At 73.1% G+C, this 20,807-nt stretch carries 14 protein-coding genes; 2 read left to right on the forward strand and 12 right to left on the reverse strand.

Annotated elements, in window-relative coordinates:
• Nucleotides 1–206: 206 nt before the first annotated feature.
• From OXR63_RS02245 to OXR63_RS02270, 6 genes are all read right to left on the reverse strand, one after another.
• Nucleotides 207–1,991, reverse strand: a complete 1,785-nt coding sequence (locus OXR63_RS02245) for a sulfite reductase subunit alpha (RefSeq protein WP_267419761.1) — start codon at nucleotides 1,989–1,991, stop codon at nucleotides 207–209.
• Nucleotides 1,988–7,591 (reverse strand): glutamate synthase-related protein, encoded by a 5,604-nt coding sequence (locus OXR63_RS02250; protein WP_267419762.1) that lies wholly within the window; start codon nucleotides 7,589–7,591, stop codon nucleotides 1,988–1,990. The genes OXR63_RS02245 and OXR63_RS02250 overlap by 4 nt, the downstream gene beginning before the upstream one ends.
• Nucleotides 7,592–7,862: 271 nt before the next feature.
• The gene (locus tag OXR63_RS02255) at nucleotides 7,863–8,060 is read right to left on the reverse strand and encodes a hypothetical protein (RefSeq protein WP_267419764.1); all 198 of its coding nucleotides are present in this window, start codon (nucleotides 8,058–8,060) and stop codon (nucleotides 7,863–7,865) included.
• Nucleotides 8,061–8,289: 229 nt separating this feature from the next.
• Nucleotides 8,290–8,556 (reverse strand): hypothetical protein, encoded by a 267-nt coding sequence (locus OXR63_RS02260; protein ID WP_267419766.1) that lies wholly within the window; start codon nucleotides 8,554–8,556, stop codon nucleotides 8,290–8,292.
• Nucleotides 8,557–8,734: 178 nt separating this feature from the next.
• A complete protein-coding gene (locus OXR63_RS02265; protein WP_267419767.1) occupies nucleotides 8,735–9,547 on the reverse strand; it encodes a fructosamine kinase family protein in 813 nt (270 codons plus the stop codon).
• 75 nt (nucleotides 9,548–9,622) lie between these two features.
• Entirely contained in the window at nucleotides 9,623–10,471 is an 849-nt protein-coding gene (locus OXR63_RS02270) for a LysR family transcriptional regulator (RefSeq protein WP_267419768.1), read from the reverse strand.
• Between the two features lie 69 nt (nucleotides 10,472–10,540).
• Between OXR63_RS02270 and OXR63_RS02275 the strand changes: the two genes are divergently transcribed.
• The gene (locus tag OXR63_RS02275; RefSeq protein ID WP_267419769.1) at nucleotides 10,541–11,563 is read left to right on the forward strand and encodes a DMT family transporter; all 1,023 of its coding nucleotides are present in this window, start codon (nucleotides 10,541–10,543) and stop codon (nucleotides 11,561–11,563) included.
• A gap of 142 nt (nucleotides 11,564–11,705) precedes the next feature.
• Here the strand turns inward: OXR63_RS02275 and OXR63_RS02280 are convergent, their stop codons facing one another.
• The 3 genes from OXR63_RS02280 to OXR63_RS02290 all read right to left on the reverse strand — a co-directional run bounded on the left by OXR63_RS02280 (nucleotide 11,706) and on the right by OXR63_RS02290 (nucleotide 13,647).
• Nucleotides 11,706–12,167, reverse strand: coding sequence for a DUF4383 domain-containing protein (locus OXR63_RS02280; protein ID WP_267419771.1), 462 nt, complete (start codon nucleotides 12,165–12,167; stop codon nucleotides 11,706–11,708).
• A 104-nt stretch (nucleotides 12,168–12,271) separates the two neighbouring features.
• A complete protein-coding gene (locus OXR63_RS02285) occupies nucleotides 12,272–13,102 on the reverse strand; it encodes a zeta toxin family protein (protein ID WP_267419772.1) in 831 nt (276 codons plus the stop codon).
• Nucleotides 13,099–13,647, reverse strand: a complete 549-nt coding sequence (locus tag OXR63_RS02290) for a hypothetical protein (protein ID WP_267419773.1) — start codon at nucleotides 13,645–13,647, stop codon at nucleotides 13,099–13,101. Before OXR63_RS02290 ends, OXR63_RS02285 begins: the two co-directional genes overlap by 4 nt.
• Before the next feature lie 182 nt (nucleotides 13,648–13,829).
• On the opposite strand from OXR63_RS02290, the gene OXR63_RS02295 reads away from it, so the two are divergent.
• Nucleotides 13,830–17,714, forward strand: coding sequence for a TIM-barrel domain-containing protein (locus OXR63_RS02295; RefSeq protein ID WP_267419774.1), 3,885 nt, complete (start codon nucleotides 13,830–13,832; stop codon nucleotides 17,712–17,714).
• A gap of 207 nt (nucleotides 17,715–17,921) precedes the next feature.
• On the opposite strand, the gene OXR63_RS02300 is transcribed toward OXR63_RS02295, so the two are convergent.
• The 3 genes from OXR63_RS02300 to OXR63_RS02310 all read right to left on the reverse strand — a co-directional run bounded on the left by OXR63_RS02300 (nucleotide 17,922) and on the right by OXR63_RS02310 (nucleotide 20,767).
• Nucleotides 17,922–18,494: a TetR/AcrR family transcriptional regulator gene (locus tag OXR63_RS02300; RefSeq protein ID WP_267419775.1), complete on the reverse strand. Its 573-nt coding sequence runs from the start codon at nucleotides 18,492–18,494 to the stop codon at nucleotides 17,922–17,924.
• Nucleotides 18,487–19,368 carry an alpha/beta fold hydrolase gene (locus tag OXR63_RS02305; RefSeq protein ID WP_267419777.1) on the reverse strand — a complete coding sequence of 294 codons (882 nt, stop codon included), beginning with the start codon at nucleotides 19,366–19,368 and terminating at the stop codon, nucleotides 18,487–18,489. Before OXR63_RS02305 ends, OXR63_RS02300 begins: the two co-directional genes overlap by 8 nt.
• A 64-nt stretch (nucleotides 19,369–19,432) precedes the next feature.
• A complete protein-coding gene (locus OXR63_RS02310) occupies nucleotides 19,433–20,767 on the reverse strand; it encodes an MFS transporter (protein ID WP_267419778.1) in 1,335 nt (444 codons plus the stop codon).
• Nucleotides 20,768–20,807: the final 40 nt, after the last annotated feature.

The following is a 20,807-nucleotide window of genomic DNA, read 5'->3' on the forward strand; positions in this document are numbered from 1 at the left end:
ATCGCGTACGGTGGCCCCATCGCCCGATGCGCGGACCTGCGCCGGCTCAGGGCGCCGCGTGGGCCTCGGGAGACCTGGATCAGGGGGTTCCCGCGCGTATCGAGTGATGAGGTCGCCGTCCCCGGCAGAGGATTCGGGTTCCGAACCCGGGGACGGCGACCGCCTCACGACCGCGCCCGCCTCACGATCGCGACCGTGCCGCGTGCTCAGTACACGTCGCGCACGTACCGCTTCGCCCGCCGCAGGTCGGCCAGGTAGTCCACCGCGTCGTCGGTCCCACGACCGCGTTCCGTCGCGATGACGTCGAGCAGTGCCGCCTCGACGTCCTTCGCCATCCGGGACGCGTCGCCGCACACCGTGAAGGTCGCGCCGTCCTCGAGCCATGCGTACAGCTCCCGCGACTGCTCGCGCATCCGCGTCTGGACGTAGACCTTCTCGGCCTGGTCGCGCGAGAACGCCAGGTCGAGTCGCGTCAGCACCCCGTCGGCCTGCAGCGCGGCGAGCTCGTCCGCGTAGACGAAGTCAGTGTCGCGGTGCTGGTCACCGAAGAACAGCCAGTTGCGCCCCGTCGCCCCGCTCGCGGCACGCTCGTGCAGGAACCCGCGGAACGGCGCGATGCCCGTCCCCGGCCCGACCATGATGAGCGGGGCCTCGCCGTCCGCCGGCACGCCGAACGCGGCGTTCGGCTGCAGGTACACGCCGACCTCGTCGCCGACCTCGACCCGGTCGGCCAGGTGCGTCGACGCGACCCCGGAGTGCTTCCGGTGGTCGTCGCCGTACCGCACGGACGCCACGGTCAGGTGGATCCGGTCCGGGTGCGCGAGCGGGCTGGACGAGATCGAGTACTGGCGCGCCTGCAGGGGCCGGAGGAACGGCAGCAGCTCGTCGAGTCCCGGAGCCGTGTCACCGGCGTCGCGGAGCAGGTCGAGCACGTCGCGCCCCCAGAGCCAGCGGTCGAGCTCCTGCTTGTCGCCGTGCGCGACCACCGCCGCGAGCTCGCTGGCGGGTGACCGCTGCACGAGGTCGGCGATCAGGTCCTTCGACGGCGCCCTGACCTCGCGCTCCGTGCGCAGCAGCTCGCGGACCGACCGGCCGTCGAACACCTCGTCGCCCGTGGCACCGAGGTGCTCGAGCAGGTGGTCGACCAGGGTGTCGTCGTTGACGGGCACCACGGCCAGCGCGTCACCGGCCGCGTACGTGATGCCGCTGTCGCCGAGGTCGAACTCGTAGTGCCGGATCTCCTTCGCGCTGCGCGGGTCGGAGAGCAGGCGGTTCTCCACCAGGCGCGCCGGGTACGGGTTGCGCTTGGTCCACTGCGACCCCGGACGGGAGGCCCGGGTCGACCCCGCCCCGCCGGCCGCGGTCGTGCCCGTGGTCGCCGGCCCGGTCGCGCCGGTGCCGCCGGTAGCCCCGGTCTCGGCGGCGATCCGGTCGAGGACGGCGGCGGTCCAGAGGGCGGCGGGGTCCTCGTAGTCGACGTCGCAGTCGACGCGGTCGTGGACCCGGGTGGCGCCGAGCTGCTCGAACCGGGTGTCGAGGAGCTTGCCGGCCTGGCAGAACTCGTCGTAGCTCGTGTCGCCGAGCCCGAGGACGGCGTACTGCAGGCCCTCGAGGCGGGGCACGGTGCTCGCCTGGAGCGCGTCCCAGAACAGGCCGGCGTTGTCGGGCATCTCGCCCTCGCCGTACGTCGACGTGACGACGAGCACGTGCGACATCCCCGCGAGCTGCTCCGGCGTGACGTCGTCGAGCGCTCGTGCCCGGCCGCCGAGCCCGCGGGCGGTCGCACCGGCCACGAGCTGGTCGGCGAGGGACTCCGCGGTGCCGGTCTGCGTGCCGAACAGCACGTCGACGGTGGTCGTCGGCGTGCTCGGGGCCGCGGCGGTGCCGGCGGCGGCGATGCCCGCGATGAACCCGGCGAGCCAGGACTCCTGCGCGGCGGAGAACGGGGCGTCGACCGGGATCAGCTGACCGGTCGGGGGCAGGACGTTCACGCGGTCACCGCCTCGGCCGGGGCCTGCGGTGCGCGGCGGGCGATGTCCTCGAGTGCCGCGGTGGCGAGGAGCTCGTTGAAGCGGGCCTCGTGCAGGCGGCCGTCGTTCTTGGCGTTCTGGTGCATGATCCAGCCCGTCGTGCCGGGTGCGTCCATGCTGCGGTTGTTCCGCTGCGTGAGCGCACGCTTGTGGTCGTCGAGTCGCTTCACCGCGATGAGGGTCGCGAGCTGGTCGTCCGCGAACCGCTCGAGCGTGCCGCGGAGGTACTTCACGACGCGCTGCTTGACGAAGAAGTCCTCGGTGAGCACCAGGTTCCGGACGGCCTCGAGCACGCGGGGGTCGGCCGGGCCGGCGGCGCCGGGGACCCGCTCGAGCGCCAGGTCCTGGGCGACGCCGAGCACCGTGTACGACGACAGGAGCGAGAACATGTCGCCGCCCTGGTCGCCGAGCGCCGGGGCACGGCCGCCGAGCACCGTGCGGCGATCCCGGTAGTCGAGCTTGAACGTGCGGAGCTTGTCCGTCGCGGTCGAGACGGCGAGCTCGTCGAGCAGCTCGTTCCGGGTCGAACCGGCCAGGATCGCGTCGGCGTCCTGGGTGAGCAGGAGGGCCCGGGGCATGCCGACGAAGACGTGCGTCCGCGTGGTCTCCCAGTCCGCGAGCAGCCGGGCGGCGAGCTCGGAGCCCGTCGCCTCGAGGTGCCACTCGAGCAGCAGGCGGGCGGCGTCCTCGTGGAAGGTGCCGCGGGTGGTGTCGAGCACGGGGAAGACGAGCAGCGAGTCGGTGCTCGCGCGCTCGACCACCCGACCGGACGGGTCGTACTGGTACAGGAAGCCGCCGGACATGCCGTTGCCGAGGCCCTTGCCGAAGCCGCCGAGGTTGAACACGGCACCGCCGGTCATGTACTCGCAGCCGAAGTCGCCGACGCCCTCGACCACGGCGGTCGCGCCGGAGTTCCGGACGGCGAAGCGGTCGCCCGCCTCGCCCTGCACGAACGTCCTGCCGCCCGTCGCGCCGAACAGCGCGAAGTTGCCGACCAGGACGTTGCCGCCGCGCTCGGTGCTGCCGCCGCCGGGCGCACGGACGACGATGCGCCCGCCGCTCTGGCTCTTGCCGACGCCGTCGTTGGCGGTGCCGGTGTGGTCGAGCGTCACGCCGTCGTTGTTGAAGACGCCGTAGGACTGGCCGGCGGAGCCGCTCGTGCGGATCGTCACGGCACCGTCGACGAGCCGACGACGTCCGCGGTCGTCGGTCGAAACGGCGGGGGCGCCCTGCAGGGCGTCGGCACCGAGCTCGTGGTTGAGGACGCGCTCCAGGTCGATGCCGAGCTGGCCGCCGACGGACTTGTCCGCGTTGCCGAGGAGCACGCCGTCGATCGTCACGCTGTGCTCGTGCCGGACGAGCAGGGCCTCGCGGACCCGCTCGATGAGCGCGTCGTCGGTGGCGTAGTCCTTCTCCAGGTACTCGGGGTCCGTGACGACCTTCTCGGGCACCTGCGTGAGCAGCGCCCGGACGTCGAGCCGCCCGACGCTGGCCGGGTGGTCGAGGAGCTGGAGCAGGTCGGTGCGGCCACGGGCCTCGCGCAGGGAGCGCAGGCCGAGGCGGGCGAGGATCTGCCGGACGTCGTGGGCGATGTTCAGCAGGTACTGCGCCAGCGCGCGGGGGTCGCCCTCGAACGCCTCGGCGTTCGTGGTGAGGCCCGCCGGGCACTTCACGTTGCAGTTCTTCGCCATCACGCAGCCGAGCATCATCAGCGCGGTGGTGCCGAACTCGAACGAGTCGCCGCCGAGCAGCGCCGAGGTGACGACGTCGCTGCCGGTCTGGTGCGCGCCCGAGCAGCGGAGGACGACCTTCTGGCGCAGACCGTTCGCGACGAGGGCCTGGTGCACCTCGGCCACGCCGATCTCCGCGGAGCGGCCGGCGTACTTCAGGCTCGTGACCGCCGCGGCGCCCGTGCCGCCGGTGTTCCCGGCGACGTTGATGACGTCGGCGCCGGCCTTCGCGACACCCACGGCGATCGTGCCGATGCCCTCGGAGGACACCAGCTTCACGATCACCCGGACGCGGGCGGCCTTGCAGTCGTGGATGAGCTGCGCGAGGTCCTCGATCGAGTACGTGTCGTGGTGCGGCGGCGGCGAGATGAGCTCGACGCCGGGGGTGCCACCACGTGCGGCGGCGATGTCGACCGTGACCTTCGCCGCGGGCAGCTGGCCGCCCTCGCCCGGCTTCGCGCCCTGGCCGATCTTGATCTCCAGCTCCTCGAGCATCGGGTCGGCGAGGTAGCCCGCCCAGATGCCGAACCGGCCGGAGGCGAACTGCTTGATGCGCGAGCCGCGGATGGTGCCGTAGCGGGTGTGGTGCTCGCCGCCCTCGCCGCTGTTCGACATCCCGCCGACCATGTTCGTGCCGTGCGCGACGGCCTCGTGCGCGGTCGCGACGAGGGCGCCGTGGCTCATCGCCCCGGACGCCAGGGTCCTCGTGATCTCGTGTGCCGGCTGGACCTCGTCGAGCTCGACGCTCCCCGGGGCGCTCTCGAGCAGCCCGAGCAGGTCCACGGCGGAGCCGGCGGCGCGGAGCGTCACCTGGTCGGCGTCGACGGAGTCGACGTCCACCTGGCCGGGGAAGAGCAGGCCGAGCCCGTCCGCGAGGGCCTGGTGGCGCAGTGCACCCAGCGACGCCGTCGACGTGAGCTCCAGACGGAACCGTGCCGGGCCTCCCGACCGGCTGTCGTCAGCAGACGGACGCGAGCCGAGCAGCCCTCGCACCGTGACGCTGCTGTTGCCGGTCAGGGAGAAGCGGCCGAGCTCGCGGGCGAAGTCCTCTGCCGTGTCGATGCCGGTGACGTCCGCGGGGAGGGCGAGCACGTCGCGGAGCGCGGAGGGGCGACGGGAGCGCTCCTCGTGCGTGGTCTGCAGGAACGTGCGGTAGCCGGGCGTGATGCGGAAGGCGTCGATCTCGGCCGTGCTGAGCCGGTCGTAGCCGGTGTTGCGGTACGCGGCGTCGGTGATGCCGAAGGCGTCGTCGAGCTGGCCGAGCGTCAGCAGGCGGAGTGCCTCGGAGTCGCCGGCACGCTCGAAGGACGGGCGCTCCTCCGTCATGCCGCCGAAGCCGCGGACGGACGCCACGCCGAACGAGTGCCCGGCACCGTCCGAGCGCTCCTTGAAGAGGCCGAGCAGCGGCACCTGGGCGTCGCCCTGCACGGCGACGGCGCGCTCGTGCCAGTCCGTGGCCGCCTGGGCGATGCGGGTGAAGCCGACGCCGCCGACCGGGGCCTGCATGTGCGGGAAGACCCGGGCGAACAGGTCGTCACGGGTGTCGAGGTAGTTCGGCTCGAAGAACTCGCCGCCGATGTAGCTCTCGGCGGTGCACAGGCCGACGCGGCCCATCGTCTTCGCGAGCGCCTTCTCCGCGGCCTTCCGGAACTGCTTCAGCGCGAGGTCCGTCGCGGTCAGCTCCCCGGCCGGCGCGGGCGCTGCCGGGTACTTCTCCTCGGCGCGCAGGCGTGCGCTGAGGCTGTAGACCGCCGCGGCACCGAAGCCGAGGGCCGTCGCGACGTGGTGCGACGACGGCAGCTGGCCGGACTCGGCGACCACGGAGACCCGCAGCCGCAGCCCGGTCTCGATGAGCCGCTGGTTCACGGCCGCGACCGCCAGGATCACGGGGAGGGGTGCGCGGGTGGAGGACACCTCGCGGTCCGTGACGACCGCGATGCCGCCGGTGCGCTCGGCGAACCGGGCGACGTCCTCGGCGAGCTGCAGCACGGCGGCGCGCATCGCGTCGGCGTTGGCCTGCTCGTCGTCGCGGACGGGCGTGTACAGCATGTCGAAGCGCTCGAGCGGCACGACGTCCTGGTCGCGCAGGCGGACCATGTCGAGGTGGCCGAGGATCGGGGACTGCACCACGAGCTGGCGGGTCGTCGTGCCGGTGGCGGTGCCGCTCCCGGTGGCGGTGCCGCTCCCGGTGGCGCTGCCGGTCCCGTCGGGCTTGCTGCCGAGGGTCACGCGCATGCTCATGCCGTCGGCCTCGCGGATGGAGTCCAGCGGCGGGTTCGTGACCTGGGCGAAGCGCTGCGAGAAGTACTTCGCCATGCCGCCCTCGGTGTCGCTGAGCGCGTTGATGGCGTTGCCGTAGCCCATCGCCGAGATCCGCTCCGAGCCGTTCTGCAGCATCGGGTCGAGCATGAACCGGAAGCTCTCCTGGTTCAGCGAGTACGCCACGTAGCGGCCCTGCAGCGACAGGTCGCCGTCGTAGCCGAGGGTGTTGGTGGTGCGGTCGTAGTCCGGGGCGGGCAGGTCGTCGAGGTTCACCCGGGCCGCGTCGAGGAGGGTCTCGTAGTCACGGCGGGCAGCGAGCATCGCCAGCACCTCACCCGTGCGCATCAGGCTGCCGGTGCGGTGGTCGACGACGAGCATGCCGCCGGCCTCGATCCGGCCGCGGTGCACGACCTCGTCGTCGGGGAACGTCACCTGGCCGGACTCCGACGAGACCATGAGGTACTCGGACGTCTGGACCGTCCGCAGGGGCCGGAGCCCGAGGCGGTCGAGCCGGGCGCCCACGACGTCGCCGTCGCTGAAGATCACCGCGGCGGGGCCGTCGTTCTTCTCCTCGTACAGCGAGAAGTACTCCAGCATCGCGCGGACGTCGGGCGTCAGGGTGCGGTCGTTCTCCCACGCCGGCGGCATGAGCGTCACGACGGCCTCGACGATCTCGAGCCCGTCGTCGAACACGCGGCTCTGCAGCGTCTGGTCGAGGCGGCTCGAGTCGGACTGGCCGGGCGGGCGCACGATGCTGCGGGTGCGGGCACGCGCCAGCGCCTCGTCGGAGAGCCGGTTCTTCCGGTCCGTGTTGAGCTCGCCGTTGTGCGCCATCAGGCGGAACGGCTGCGCCATCGTCGGGTGCGGCTCGGTGTTCGTCGAGAAGCGGGTGTGGAAGTACAGCGTGCGGACCGAGTGCCGGGGGTCGCGGAGGTCGGTGAAGTACCCGATCACCTCGCCGGAGTTCAGCCGGCCCTTGAGGACCTGCGTGCGGGCGCTCAGCGACAGCGGCGAGAGGGCGGCGTGCTCGAGGTGCTGCTCGGCGGCCTGACCGTAGGAGACGGCCTCGATCGCGAGCAGCGCGCGGTTCGCGGCGGCGTCGACGTCGGCGCGGGACCAGGCCTCGGGGGCGCGGAACACCCACTGCACGATCGGGAGCTGGTACTGCTCGGCCTCGGGGCGCGCGACCGTGTGGTCGACGGGGACGTCGCGGACCAGCAGGAGCTCGAAGCCCTCGGTGGTGACGGCGTCCGCGACGGTGCGCTCCGCTGCGGCACGGTCGGTCGGGTCCGTCGGGACGAAGCAGTTCGCGACGCCGAAGTGGCCGGCGCGGAGCGGCTCGCCGGTGAGCGCGCTGAAGAACTCCACGGACAGGTCGATGCTCACGCCCGCGCCGTCGCCGACGCCCTCGGAGGACTTGCCACCGCGGTGCGGGATCGCACAGAGCGCCTCGTCGCCCTTGCGGATGACGTCCTGGCTCGGGGTCCCGTCGAGACGGGTGATGAAGCCGACGCCACAGGCGGAGGATTCGCGGGCAGGGTCGTACAGACCGAAGGGAGAGGGGTTCACGAGCGTGTCCATGTGGAGCGGGTGCCAGCAGCGGACGACGGAGGCTGCAACGGTGGAGCGCTCGCCGCGGGCAGACCGGTGGGTGGCAGTCGGGCCCTGTGGGGGTGGTGCGGTGAGGCGATGCTACGGGCTGGTATACCGCGGGCGCAACACCGTCGGGTGGGCGGTGGCGCGTCGTGGCTGGTGCCGTTCGGCGTGGGACAGCAGGAACCGGTCCGAGCCGCGGATCTGCGCGGTTGGGACCGGTTCCGGTGGTGCGGAGTCGCCAGGGCTACTCGGCGCCCTCGTCCTCTTCCTGGTTGAAGTGCGAGCCGTCCTCGGTGAAGCCAGCTGCGACGCCCTCGGGGTGGTCGGGGATGGTGCCGTCCCCGCCGAGACCGCCGGGCTTCTCGGTGCCCTCGGGGTCCGGCGTGCTGTCGTGCGCGTGGGTGTCGGGTGCGGTGCTGTCGGATGCGTTGGTGTCGGTCATGCGCTGCTCCTTCGCAGATGGTGAGCGGCGGACGTACGGTCCGTGTCTCGGGAACGCCACGGTACTCACGCTCCTGGAGCGCTTGGTGCGAGCTTGCGCACCCGGTGCGGGGTTGCACGGCCGCACGGGGTGCGCAACCTCGCACGGTGTGGAGCAGCGCGCACGGTGCGAGTGCGACGCTCGGTCGGAGCCGAGGCGCTGTGGCGTCGTGAGCGGACGCCGCGGCCCGTCAGCCGGCGAACAGCACCTGCACGACCGCGATCACGACGAGCGCAGCGATCGGGACGCCCGCGATCCAGACTCCTGCGCGCATCTGCGTGCTCCGGATCGTGGGCGGCGCGTGGGACGCACGGGCGAACTCGGTGGCCGCGACGAGCTCCGGCGCAGCGGCCGGTGGTGCGGGCTCCGGCTGCGGGCGGTCGTCCTCGAACGCCGGGACCTCGACCACGAGGTCATCCGGGCTGGGGCGGTCCGGGAGTTGACCGAAGCGGTTCATCGCCTGCCTCCTCGTCAGCGGGGTGAGGTCATCATCGCGCGGGACGGTCGTCTGACGGAAGCGGAAGCGGATCGGGCTCCGTGCGCGCTTGTGCTCCCGGTGCGAGGTTGCAGGGCCGCACGGGGTGCACGACCTCGCACGGCGCGGGAGAACCCGCACGGTGCGAGGCACGAGCGCGTCAGGCGTAGCGCCGCGCTGCCCGGAGCGCAGCGTCGGTGTACGAGCCGCCGAACAGCACCACGTGCAACAGCAGCGGCGCGAGCTGGTGCAGCTCGACGCGCTCCTGCCACCCGGGCGCGAGCCGGGACTCGGCATCGTAGGCAGCGACGACCGTCTCGAGTCGGGGCAGCCCGAACAGCGCCAGCAGTGCCAGGTCGGTCTCCGCGTGGCCGCCGTGCGGGTTCGCGTCGATGAGCACGGCGCCCGTCGGCTCGGAGCTGTCCCGCGGCCACAGCACGTTCCCCGCCCAGAGGTCGCCGTGCAGCCGCGCGGGACCGTCCCCGACGAGTGCCGGCTGGGGGGAGCCGAGCGAACCGTCCTCGAGTCGGGCGCAGACGCGTTCGAACACGGCGGCCTCGGACCCGTCGTACCCGCCGGCGTCGACGATGCGTGACACGTAGTCGCGGATCCGGTACTCCGCGAAGAACTCGCCCCAGGTCGCCGGCGCATCGGACGCGGGGACGAACGGCGTGCGGGAGCGGCCCATCCGCATCGGGCCGTTCGCCGGGAACCCGGGTGACGGCGCTCCCCAGTGCGCGGCCCCGGCGGCGTGGGTGTGTGCCAGCGACCGGCCGAAGCGTTCCGCCTGGGCCGCCGTCGGTGCGGCGTCGGAGACGAACTCGAGCTCGAGGACCGTCGGCCGCGGACGACCGAGCACCCGGGCGATGCGGGTGCCGCCGGCGTCCTCGGCCTCGGCGAGCCACTCCAGCCCCGCGGCCTCGGCGGCGGCCTCGTTCGGGTGGGTGAAGGTCTTGACGTAGGTCTCGGGCATCACCCCATCCAACCCGTCGAGGCCCGCACGCCGCCCGGACGTGACCCGGCGACGACCGGCCCCACCGACCGCCCGTCAGACCGCGTCGACCAACGCCCGCGCCAACGGGTGCCACGCCCGCGAGGACGGCCCGCTCAACACCAGCGTCCGCTCCAGCCGGGGGAGCGTCGGCACCATGACGAGGTCCGCCGGCAGCATCACGCGGCCGAGCGTCGGCACGATCGAGACGCCCTCGCCCCGCTGGATCATCCCGAACATCGTGCTCATCTCCCGCACCCGGTGGGCGTAGCGGAAGGGCTGCCCGGCGATCTCGTGCATCCGCTGGATCTGGTACTCGCAGCCGCCGCCGCCCGCCACGAGTCCGTCCTCGTGCAGGTCGTCGAGCGTCAGCGCGGTCGCGTCGGCGAGGGGATGGTCCCGGCGCACCACGGCGGCCATCTCGTCCGTCGCCACGACGACCCCGCCGTCCGGCACCACGGCCGGGTCGACGAGCACGGCGGCGTCGACGGTGCCGGCCTCGAGCCACTCGGGCATCTCGTCGTCGTCCCCCTCGTAGACCTGCACGTCGACGTCCGGCAGGGTCACCGCCCACAGCTCGCGGAGCCGCGGCAGCAGGCCCTGGCAGACGGTGGGGACGGCGGCGAGGCGCACGGTGCCGCGCGCTGTGCCGGGCCGGACCACGGCCTCCAGGGCGTCGACGGAGGCGAGCACGCTGCGAGCGTGACCGAGCAGGCGCTCACCCAGCGGGGTGGGTGCGGCGGGGCCGCCGCGGCGGAGGACGGCCCCGCCCACCTCGCGCTCCAGGCCGGCGACGGCGTGTGAGACGGCCGACTGGCCGACGCCGAGGGTGACGGCGGCCGCCGTGAACGAGCCGGAGTCGACGGTCCCGACGAGGGCACGGAGCTGGGCGATGGTGATGTTCATGCGTCTCCCTCATGGGAGCATGAAGCGGATGCGTTGCCTCATGCCGAGCGATGGCTCGACACTAGCGGCATGAACGCCTTCCTGTTCGTCCTGGTCGCCCTCACCTGGGGCTCGAGCTTCCTCTTCATGAAGATCGGGCTCGAGGGCCTCTCGCCGCAGCAGGTCGCGCTCGGACGCGTGCTGCTCGGCGCACTGACGCTCATCGTGATCATGGTCACGACCCGGCGGAGGTGGCCGCGGTCGCTGGCGCTCTGGGGGCACCTGCTCGTGCTCGCGGTGTTCCTCAACGCGGTGCCGTCGAGCCTGGTGGCGTGGGCGGAGCAGAGCGTGCCGAGCGGCCTGGCGAGCATCTACAACGCCACGACCCCGATCATGGTGCTGCTCGCGCTGCCCCTGCTGCTGCCGGCCGAACGCCTGCGCGGTCGGCAGCTCGTGGGGGTGTTGGTGGGGATCCTCGGGGTGCTGGTCCTCGTCGGGCCGTGGGGCCTCATCGGTGACCCGGCCGTGCTCGCCACGGTGCCCGGCCAGCTCGCGCTGCTCGGCATGACCGCCTGCTACGGATTCGGCCTGGCCTACATGCGCCGGTTCGTCGCGGGCAGCGGCCACGACGCGGTCACCCTGACGGCAGTCCAGCTGACGCTGGGCGCGGCGCTGCTGCTCGTGGTCGCGCCGTTCACGGCGACGGGCGCGGTGCACCTGGACTGGAGGATCGTGGCTGCGATGGTCGCGCTCGGCTGCCTCGGCACGGGGCTGGCCTACATGTGGAACACGGGGCTCGTGCAGGCTTGGGGTGCGGCGCGGGCGTCGACCGTGACGTACCTGACGCCGGTGGTCGGGGTGGTGCTCGGCGTGCTCGTGCTGGGGGAGCGGGTGCGGTGGAACGAGCCCGTCGGCGGCGTCGTGATCCTGGTGGGGATCGCGCTGGCGTCGGGGGTGCTCGGGCGGCGGCGCCGCGCGGCGGTCCCCGACGGGGAGGACGCGGTGCCCGAGGCGGGCGCGGCGGCGGAGCCTGAGGCGGGCGCGGCGGCGGTGCCCGAGGCGGGCGCGGCGGCGGTGCCCGAGGCGGGCGCGGCGGCGGTCCGCAGGCGCTGAGATCGCACTTCGTGTCGCGACGTCACGCTGGGACGCGACACGAAGTGCGATCTCAGCGGCAGTCGACGTGCGGACACTCGCGGCCGGGAACTCGGAAGGGCACGTCGACGGATCGACGTGCCCTTCCGCGTGCGGCGCGGACTCAGCGGGTGCGGCTGGTCCCGAGACGCGGCAGGACGATGCCGAGCACGATCATCGCGACGGCGAGGAACGCGTGCAGGACGTTGTCGGCGCTGTTCAGCGGCACGAAGTTCGCGCCGCTCGTCATGCCGGCGGTGAACAGGCCGAAGACGAACAGCACGGCGTAGATGATGCCGCCGACGAGCAGGTAGAGGCGCGAACCACTCGCCGTGCGCGATGCGACGAGCCCGACGATGCCGAAGAGCAGGTGCACGATGTTGTGCAGGATCGAGACCTGGAACAGGCCGAGCAGCAGGGCCATCGACCCGTGGCCGGCGAAGGACATCGTGCCCATGTCCATGGTCAGGCCCGGGATGAACCCGGCGATGCCGACGATGAGGAAGACGACACCGAAGAGCAGCGCGCCGCGCTGCGTCCAGGTCGAGCCGGCGGTGGTGCGGGGGGATGCTGCGTTGCTGGTCACGATCGGACCCTCTCGTCGGGGCGCGGGTGATCGCGCGGAACTCACCGTAGGCGGGCCGACGGGGCCGGGTTCGCCCCAGTTCGGGGGTGCCACTGCCGCAGTGGTCAGCCGATCCGCTCGACCGTGACGTGCCAGCCGAGGTCTGTGGCACGACGCTCGAGTTCGGACGCGTTCGACCGGCAGAGCGAACCGGAGCCGTCCGGGTAGTACCGGCGGATCGCGGACTCCGGGACGAAGCGCCCGCCGAGGGGGTCCGAGCCGAGGTCGCGGACCTGCCACCAGCGCTCGGTGGCCTGTTCGAGCGCGGCGTCGAAGGGGACCTCGACGTCGACGATCTTCAGGCGGTCGTAGCCGGCGTCGTCGAGCTCGGACAGCAGGTCGTCGAGGTAGTCGACGCTCGACAGGGTGCCGTGCACGACGACGTTCTCGCCGTCGCGCAGGGACCGACGACGCAGGGTGTCCGCGACCGCCGTCGACTCGGCGTGCACGTAGCCGGCGAGCTCCCGCGGCTGCACCGGGCGGCCGTCGACGAGCTCGTGGCCGGTCCACCCGTCGAGCAGCCCGTCCGCCGCGGCTCGGACGAGCAGGGCGTCCTTGAAGTCGTCGGCGTCGACGTGGCGGTAGTCGTCGAGTTCCGGCATCCGGGTCAGCGCGGTCGACTTGCCGGCCCCGGGCGGGCCGGCGGTGACGACGACCGCCAGGGTGCCGTCGTCGCTCGGCGTCGGTGTCCGGTCGGCGTGGGCGGCGAGCAGCTCCTCGTGCAGGCGCAGGCGCTCGGCCGTGTAGAGGAAGCCGTCCGGGGCGTACCGGAGCCGGCTGCTCGCTCCGGGCTCGTCGGACCAGGGATCGTCGAGACAGGCCTGCCGCAGGAACGCGGCGAGCTGGTCCGCGGTGCGGTCACGGAGGGGGCGGTCGTTCGTGTCGGCGTCGCTCACGGGCGGCGGACCCGGCCCTGGCGCCCGGCGATCGCCCGGCGGACCGTCTCGTACTCGCCCTCGCTGATCAGGCCGTCCTGGAACGCGGCGGCGAGCTCCTTCGCCGTGCCGGTCTGGGCCGCGGCGCTGTCGTAGCCGGAGTCGCGCGCGGGTGTCCGGTGCGTCATCGCCATCGTCGAGAGCTCGCGCACCATCGTGTCGGAGTCGATCAGGCCGGCCTGGCGCTGGGAGATGACCTCGCGCGGGGACGGCCGCGACGCGGTGAGCGCTCGCCGGGTCAGGCGTCGGGAGACCTCGGGCTGCGAGATGCCGGCGAGCCGGGCGATGTCCCGCTGCGAGACGCCGAGGTCGGCGAGGTCGAAGATGCCGCGGCGCAGCTCCATCTCGGCGAGGTGCTGTTGCTCGCGGCTGTGCAGGACGCTGAGGACGGCGGCGCGCACGGACGCGGTGTCACCGTCCATCCGCGCGGCCAGGGCGTCCACGAGCGACTCGACGTCGTGCCGAGGCCGTTGCCCGGCTCGGTGCCGAGGGTCCATGTCCGTCATCCGCCACTTCCGTTCCCGTGATGCCGATCGTATCGCCGTGGTCGTTCCCCGCAGTGCCTCTTCCGTGGACGAGCTGGGAGTCCTATGGTTTACAGCGTTGTAAACGGAGCGTCGATCAGGACCCTCCGCACGCCCGGCCGACCCCGGCCCGATGGACGACGCCGTCCACGAGGAGTTCCCTGTTGCGTCCCTTCTCCGTCCGATCCCGGGGGCGGCAGCGCGCCGCCGCCGCTGCCGTGGTGGGCACGACCGTGCTGGGCCTGCTCGGTCTCGCGGCCCTGCCCGCCACTGCCGACACCGCCAGCGCCACCGCCGCAGCCCGCACCGTCCAGTCCGGGCAGGCCCGCTTCGAGGTGCTCTCCCCGACGCTGATCCGCACCGAGTACGCCGGCGACAGCCGGTTCACCGACGGCAGCACCTTCAACGTCATCGGTCGCGACGACTTCGCGCCGACGACGTTCACGAAGACCGAGCAGGGCGGCTGGCTGACGCTCGACACCGGGGCGATGACCGTCCGGTACAAGGAGGGATCGGGGGCGTTCACGCAGGACACCCTGCAGACCACGCTGACCCTGCCGTCGGGGCAGCGGGTCGCCGGGACGCCGTGGGTGTCCACGCCGACCCCGTCCTGTGCGATCGGGGTGCTCTGCGAAGCCGAGGCGCTCGGACTCACGGGACTGTCGCTCGCGACGGACCACGCCGGGTACACCGGTGCCGGGTTCGCCGCGGGCTTCGAGTCGGTCGGCAACGCGATGACGTTCACCACCACGGCTGCGACAGCCGGCTCGTACGACCTGGCGCTCCGGTACGCGAACTCGCAGGGCGGTGACGGCAAGGTCACCACCCGCACGCTGAGCGTCACGGTGGACGGCGGTGCCGCGAGGACGATCAGCCTGGCTCCCGGTGCGAGCTGGGACGACTGGAGGACCACGGCCGCCACGGCGGTCGCCCTGCCCGCCGGCGCCCACACGGTGCGCATCGAGCGCGCCGCGGGTGACTCCGGCCAGGTGAACGTCGACAGCCTCGCCCTCGTGGCGACGGGCGCCGCGTACCCGGCACCGACCACGACCGTCGCCGGACAGGACTGCGCGTTCGGCGCGGTCTGCCAGGCCGAGGACGCAACGCTCACCGCTCCCGCCACCGCGGCGACGAACCACAACGGCTTCGCCGGTGACGGCTTCGTCGCCGGCTTCGAGCGTGCGGGTGCCGCGATGACCACCCACGTCACCGGTGTGCCGGCCGCGGGCGACTACACGCTGCAGGTCCGCTACGCCAACGGCGGCACCGCCACGCCGACCCTGACCGCGGCCCCGGCCGGACAGGCCACGACGACGGCGTCCCTGCCGCCGACGAGCGGCTGGGACTACTGGAACACCGTGCAGGTGCCGGTGCACCTCGCCGCCGGTGCGAACGACGTCGTCCTCGGCTGCCCGACCGTCGCGGCGAACTGCAACGTCAACTTCGACACGGTCGCCGCGGTCGACTCGGCGTCGCCGGTCCTCGCCGCGCACGCCCCGCTCGGCGGCTACCGACGCGACCTCGACACCGCCAACGGGTCGGTGAAGACGAACCCGGGCCTGCTCTACCAGGACGGGTGGTCGCTCCTCGACGACAGCGCGTCGGCCGGGTACGACCAGGCGACGGACACCGTCACGCCCGCGGGCGACCACGGCGGCGAGCCGTACCAGGACGGGTACGTCTTCGGGTACGGCAGCGACTACCGCCACGCGCTGCAGGAGCTCGCCGTGCTGACCGGGCCGACCAAGCTGCTGCCCCGCTGGGCGTACGGCGTCTGGTACTCCGAGTACTACGACCGCTCGCAGGCGGACTACCTCGCGATCGCGAAGCAGTTCAAGGACGAGCAGGTCCCCGTCGACGTCATGGCGATCGACACGGACTACAAGGTCGGCAGCCCGACGAACGAGGGCGACAGCAAGTGGGACGGCTGGTCGGTCGACCCGGCCCGGATCCCGGACATGACGAGCCTGCTGGCCGACTGGCACGCCGAGGGCATCCACAACACGCTCAACATCCACCCGTCGATCTCGGGCAGCGACCCGCGGTTCGCCCAGGCGCAGGCCACGGCCAAGGGCAAGCTCACGAAGGGCGACGGCGACCGCTGGCTGTTCGACTGGTCCGACCCCGACCAGCTCAAGGCCTACTTCGACCTGCACACGGCGATGCAGCCGAAGGGCGTCGACATGTGGTGGCTCGACTGGTGCTGCAGCGAGGTCTCGAAGTACTCGGCCAACGGCGTCACCCCCGACGCCTTCATCAACCAGCAGTACGCGAAGGCGACGAACGAGGCCCTCGGCGGCCGCGGACTCGCGTTCTCCCGGGCGTACGGGTCGCTGACCGCTGGTGGCTACGGCAACCCGCAGCCCGTGCCGACCGGGCCCTGGGCGGACAAGCGCACCACCGTGCACTTCACCGGCGACACCACGTCGTCGTGGGACATGCTGCTCGCCGAGGTCGGGTACACGCCCGGTGAGTCCGCGGCGACGGGCCTGGCGTCCATCAGCCACGACATCGGCGGCCACAACGGCGCCCAGTACGGCATCACGGGCGCCGAGCCGGGGACGACCCAACTGCCGGAAGACCTCTACGCCCGCTGGGTGCAGCTCGGGACCTTCCAGCCGATCGACCGCCTGCACAGCAACCACAGCGACCGGCTCCCCTGGCAGTACCCGGCTGCGGCGGACGCCTCCGCGAAGCAGTTCCTGAACCTCCGCGAGGACCTGCTCCCGCTGACGTACACGCTCGCCGCCCGGGCGACGGCGACCGGCACCCCGATCCTGCAGCCGCTCTACCTGCAGTACCCCGAGGCGCAGCAGTCCTACGCCATGGCCGGCTCGGAGTACCTGTACGGGCCGGACGTCCTCGTCGCCCCGGTCACGACCGCGAACGACTCGACGGGCACGGCCACCCGCTCGGTGTGGTTCCCGGCCGGCAGCTCCTGGACCGACTGGTTCACGGGGGAGACCCACCAGGGCGGCACGACCGCGCAGGTGACGACCGGACTCGACGCGATGCCGGTGTTCGTGAAGAGCGGCGGGATCGTCCCGACCAGATCGCACCACGTCGCGAACGACGGCTCCGGACCGCTCGACGCCGTGACCCTCCGGGTCGCGACCGGGGCAGACGGCTCGTTCGCCCTGCACGAGGACGCCGGTGAGGACACCGCGACCGGCGGGACCGGTGCGAGCACGGCCCTGGACGCCACCACGACGGCGGACGCGACGAGCCGGGCGGCGGCGGGCAGTGCCTCCACCGCGGTCCGGTACACGCAGCAGACCGCCGGCGGGCAGCTCGACGTCGCCCCGGCCGACGGGTCCTTCGCCGGCCAGGTGCGGGACCGCAGCTGGACCGCGACGTTCACCGACACCGACCGTCCGACCACGGTCACCGTCGACGGTCGTGCCGTCGCGCAGACGGGGTGGACCTACGACGCCGACACGCGCACCCTGACGGTTCCGGTCGCCGAGCGGTCCGTGACGAAGCGCACGGTCGTGCGGTTCTCCACCGCGGCCGTGGTGACCCCGACGCTGCAGGTCGCCGACCCGCGGGTCGAGGCCGGCGCGACGCAGACCGTCACCGGGAGCGGGTTCCCCGCGTCCAGCGACGTGGTGCTCGCGACGCAGCCCGACGTGGGCGGCGTGACCGTGCGGACGGACGCTGACGGTGCGTTCTCGGCCGACCTGCCGGTGGCGACCACGGCCTCCGGGCGGGTGGGGGTGACGGCGTCGGTGGACGGTGCCGTCGTGGCTCGCGCCGCCTTCACGGTGACGGCGGCTGAGCCTGCTCCGACGGCTCCGGCGAGCGGGGCTCCCGGTGCCGGACCCACCTCCGGTGCTGGAGCGCCCGGTCCTGGAGGCGGTGGTGTCGCTGACGGCGCCGGTTCCGGTCCGGCGGGGGCGGGGTCCGGTGCTGGTGACCAGCGGCCCGGCGGGGCGCTCGCCTTCACCGGCGCGGACCTGCTGCCGATGGGGCTGCTCGCCGCGGCGCTGCTGGCGGCCGGAGGGCTGCTGCTGACGCGGCGGATCCGACGGGGTCGGTCGCGCGGCTGACGCGTGCGCCGTGGCGGCGGGCGGTGTGACGGACGACGTCGCGCCGCCCGCTGCTCGTGCACCGCGCGCCGTCGGTCGTGCGCCCTGCACCGTGCGCGATCGTCCAGCTGGTGCGAGCTCGATCGCACCGTGCGGGCCCATGGTGACGCACCGGGTGTGCAACCTCGCACCGAGGTGCGCGCGGGCGCACCGCGGCCGGCGCGCGCGTCACCGATCCGTGGACGCGCGCAGCCCCCGGTCGACGAAGTCGATCATCCACGCGAAGCTCGTGTCGACGTCGGTGCCCATGCGGAAGCCATCGGAGGCCTCGATCGTGGCGAAGCCGTGCAGCACGCTCCGGAGCATGCGGATCGCGTGCACCTCGTCGGCCGGGTCGAGCCGGTACCCGCGGAGGGCGGCCGCGAAGGACGCGAGGCTGCGCTCGAGCGCCGTCGCCAGGGGGTCGTCGGGTCCGGTCGGACGCGTGCCGACGGTCGCGGCGTACCGGCCCGGGTGTCGTTGCACGTAGCGCCGCACGGTCTGCGCGGCGGCCCCGAGCGCGTCCACGCCCGCGAGCCCCTGCATGGCCTCGCGGAGTTCGTCGCCCAGCTCGTTCGCCGCGAGGACCGCGACCCGGCGGGTCAGGTCGGGCAGCCCGTCGACGTGCTTGTAGAGCGAGGGGGAGCGCACGCCGAGTCGTTCGGCGACGACGCTCATGCTCAGCTGCGCGAGACCGATCTCGTCGGCGAGCGTCGCAGCGGCCTCGGTGACGGTCGCCGGGTCGAGGCCTGCCCTAGGCACGGGGGCCCGTGGTGTCGGTGGTGTCGGTGCTCTCGGTCGCGTCCGTGGCGAGCGTCCGACGGAGGAACGGCAGCAGCAGGGCCACCACCTGGTCAGGCGTCTCCGTGTGGGGGTAGTGCCCGGCGCCGTCGATGACCGCCAGTTCACCGAGGCCCTCGGCCAGGTCGCCGATCACCCGGACGCCCTCGGCGCGGGGGTCCGCCCAGTCGGGGTCGGCGCTGCCCTCGACGACGAGCACGGGGCAGCGCACGTCGGCGAGGTGAGTGCCGGCGTCGGCGGGGGAGGTCTTCGTCATGGCGCGGAGTGCCGCCATGCGCTCCGGCTGCTGCAGGGTGGTCTCGATGCGGGCGCGCTCCTGGGCCCAGTCGGCGGGCTTCGTCGGGACGGCGACGTCCAGGTAGGCCATCCAGCCGGCCAGGCTGCCGGTCGTCATGACCTTCGCGAGCTGCAGGGTGCCGGCACGGTGGTGCTTGTTCCGCAGGAGCCCGACGAGGTCGACGCCCTGCTTCCGGGTGAACGGGGCGAGCTCGACGATGCCGACGACCACGTCGGGAGCGGTCGCCGCGGCGATCGTGGCGGCCCCACCGCTGATGGACTGTCCGACGACGACGGCCGGGCCGCCGAGGTGGCGGACCACGGCGACGAGGTCGCGCGCGATGTCCGTGCGCTGGTACGACGGCCACGTGGCGCTCGAGTCGCCGCAGCCACGGATGTCGACGTTCGCGACGCGGTAGCCGGCGGCGACGAGCTGCGGGACGACGAACCGGTACGAGTGGCGGCTGTCGCCCATGCCGTGTGCGAGGACCACGAGCGGCCCGGCGCCGGTGACGTCCACGGCGATGGTCCCGTCGGCGGTGGTGATGTGTTCGAGCATGTCGGCCTCCTGGCTAATGGGTGTAGCCATAAGCTACGACCATTAGCCAACGGTGTCAAGCCCACTACGACACCGTCGTTCGCAGCGGTGCCGTGCTGGTCTCGTGCAGGCCGCGTCCGGTCGTCTCGGGCGCCATGAGCTGGGAGAGCACCGCGCCGACGACGCACACGCCCGCGGCGATGAGCAGGCACGGCCCGATGCCGATCGTCGCGATGCCGACGGGCAGCAGGAAGGTGCCGGCCGCCGCGCCGACCCGACTGCACGCGGCAGCGAAGCCGACACCGGTGGAGCGGACCTCGGTCGGCAGGACCTCGATCGGGTACACGGCGGTCAGGTTGCCCTGCAGGGCGTTCATGAACGAGAACACGGCGAAGCAGAGCACGACGACGAACGCCGGTGCCGACCCCCACGCGCCGACGACCACGAGCGCCACCGCCATGATCCAGAACGGCGGGATGAGCTGTCGACGCCGCCCGAGCCGCTCGATGGTCAGCATCCCGACCAGGGCACCGACGGCGGCCATCGCGTTCACCGTGATCGTCCCGGCGGCCTCGTTGCCCAGGCGCAGCGCGTCGAGCACCGTCGGGGCGAACGTGAAGATGGCGAAGTACGGCGCGACGTTGCACGCCCAGAAGAGCGAGATGAACGCGAGCCGGCTGCGGTTGCCCGGGGCGAACAGCGCGCGGTAGCCGCCGCTGCGCTGGTCCTCGGCCGCGTAGTCCTCCTGCTGGAAGTACGCGTCGCCGCCGAGCCGTTCGCGGACCACCGCCCGGGCCTCGTCACCGCGCCCCTGGGAGAGCAGCCAGCGCGGCGACTCCGGGAACCCGATCCGGACCACCGCCGTGACCACCGCCGGCAGCGCACTCGTGACGAGCACCCACCGCCAGGACAGCCCGGCCCGGTCGATCATCGCGTAGGCGGTGACGACGGCCACCAGGTACCCGGCGTACCAGGTGACCAGCAGCCCGGCGAGGCGTCGACCGCGGTCCTTCGCCGGCGCGAACTCGGCGAGCATCGCGGCGCCGATCGAGTACTCCGCGCCGATGGCCACCCCGAGCAGCAACCGCACGACGAACAGCTGCCAGCCGTCCTGCACGAACGCCTGCAGGAGCCCGAGCACGATGAACGCCACCACGTCGATCGTGAACACCCGCCGCCGCCCGAACCGGTCCGTCAGCCACCCGGCGAGCGGGGCCCCGATGAAGATCCCGATGAGCGAGCTCGCCCCGATCAGTCCGGCGAGCACCGGGTCGAGGCCGAGCGCCGCCGTGATCGCCGGCAGCGCGACGCTGATCAGCCCGAGGTCGAAGCCGTCCAGCCCCTCGCCCCACGCACACGCGAAGGTGATGCGCCGCAGGAACCCGTCCCGTCGTGCTGCTCCGGCCGCGGTCGTCGTCATGGTGGTCCTCCCCACGGGACCCACCCCGGGCGCCGCCCGT

It is taken from the genome of Curtobacterium sp. GC_Cur_3, from assembly GCF_026544205.1.
Lineage (GTDB): Bacteria > Actinomycetota > Actinomycetes > Actinomycetales > Microbacteriaceae > Curtobacterium.

What these genes read in the sequence shown, in the direction of transcription:
- OXR63_RS02305 (WP_267419777.1), bottom strand. Translation starts at nt 19,368, where the DNA reads ATGCTCGAACACATCACCACCGCCGACGGGACCATCGCCGTGGACGTC.
- OXR63_RS02275 (WP_267419769.1), top strand. Translation starts at nt 10,541, where the DNA reads ATGAACGCCTTCCTGTTCGTCCTGGTCGCCCTCACCTGGGGCTCGAGC.
- OXR63_RS02265 (WP_267419767.1), bottom strand. Translation starts at nt 9,547, where the DNA reads ATGCCCGAGACCTACGTCAAGACCTTCACCCACCCGAACGAGGCCGCC.
- OXR63_RS02255 (WP_267419764.1), bottom strand. Translation starts at nt 8,060, where the DNA reads ATGACCGACACCAACGCATCCGACAGCACCGCACCCGACACCCACGCG.
- OXR63_RS02310 (WP_267419778.1), bottom strand. Translation starts at nt 20,767, where the DNA reads ATGACGACGACCGCGGCCGGAGCAGCACGACGGGACGGGTTCCTGCGG.
- OXR63_RS02260 (WP_267419766.1), bottom strand. Translation starts at nt 8,556, where the DNA reads ATGAACCGCTTCGGTCAACTCCCGGACCGCCCCAGCCCGGATGACCTC.
- OXR63_RS02270 (WP_267419768.1), bottom strand. Translation starts at nt 10,471, where the DNA reads ATGAACATCACCATCGCCCAGCTCCGTGCCCTCGTCGGGACCGTCGAC.
- OXR63_RS02290 (WP_267419773.1), bottom strand. Translation starts at nt 13,647, where the DNA reads ATGACGGACATGGACCCTCGGCACCGAGCCGGGCAACGGCCTCGGCAC.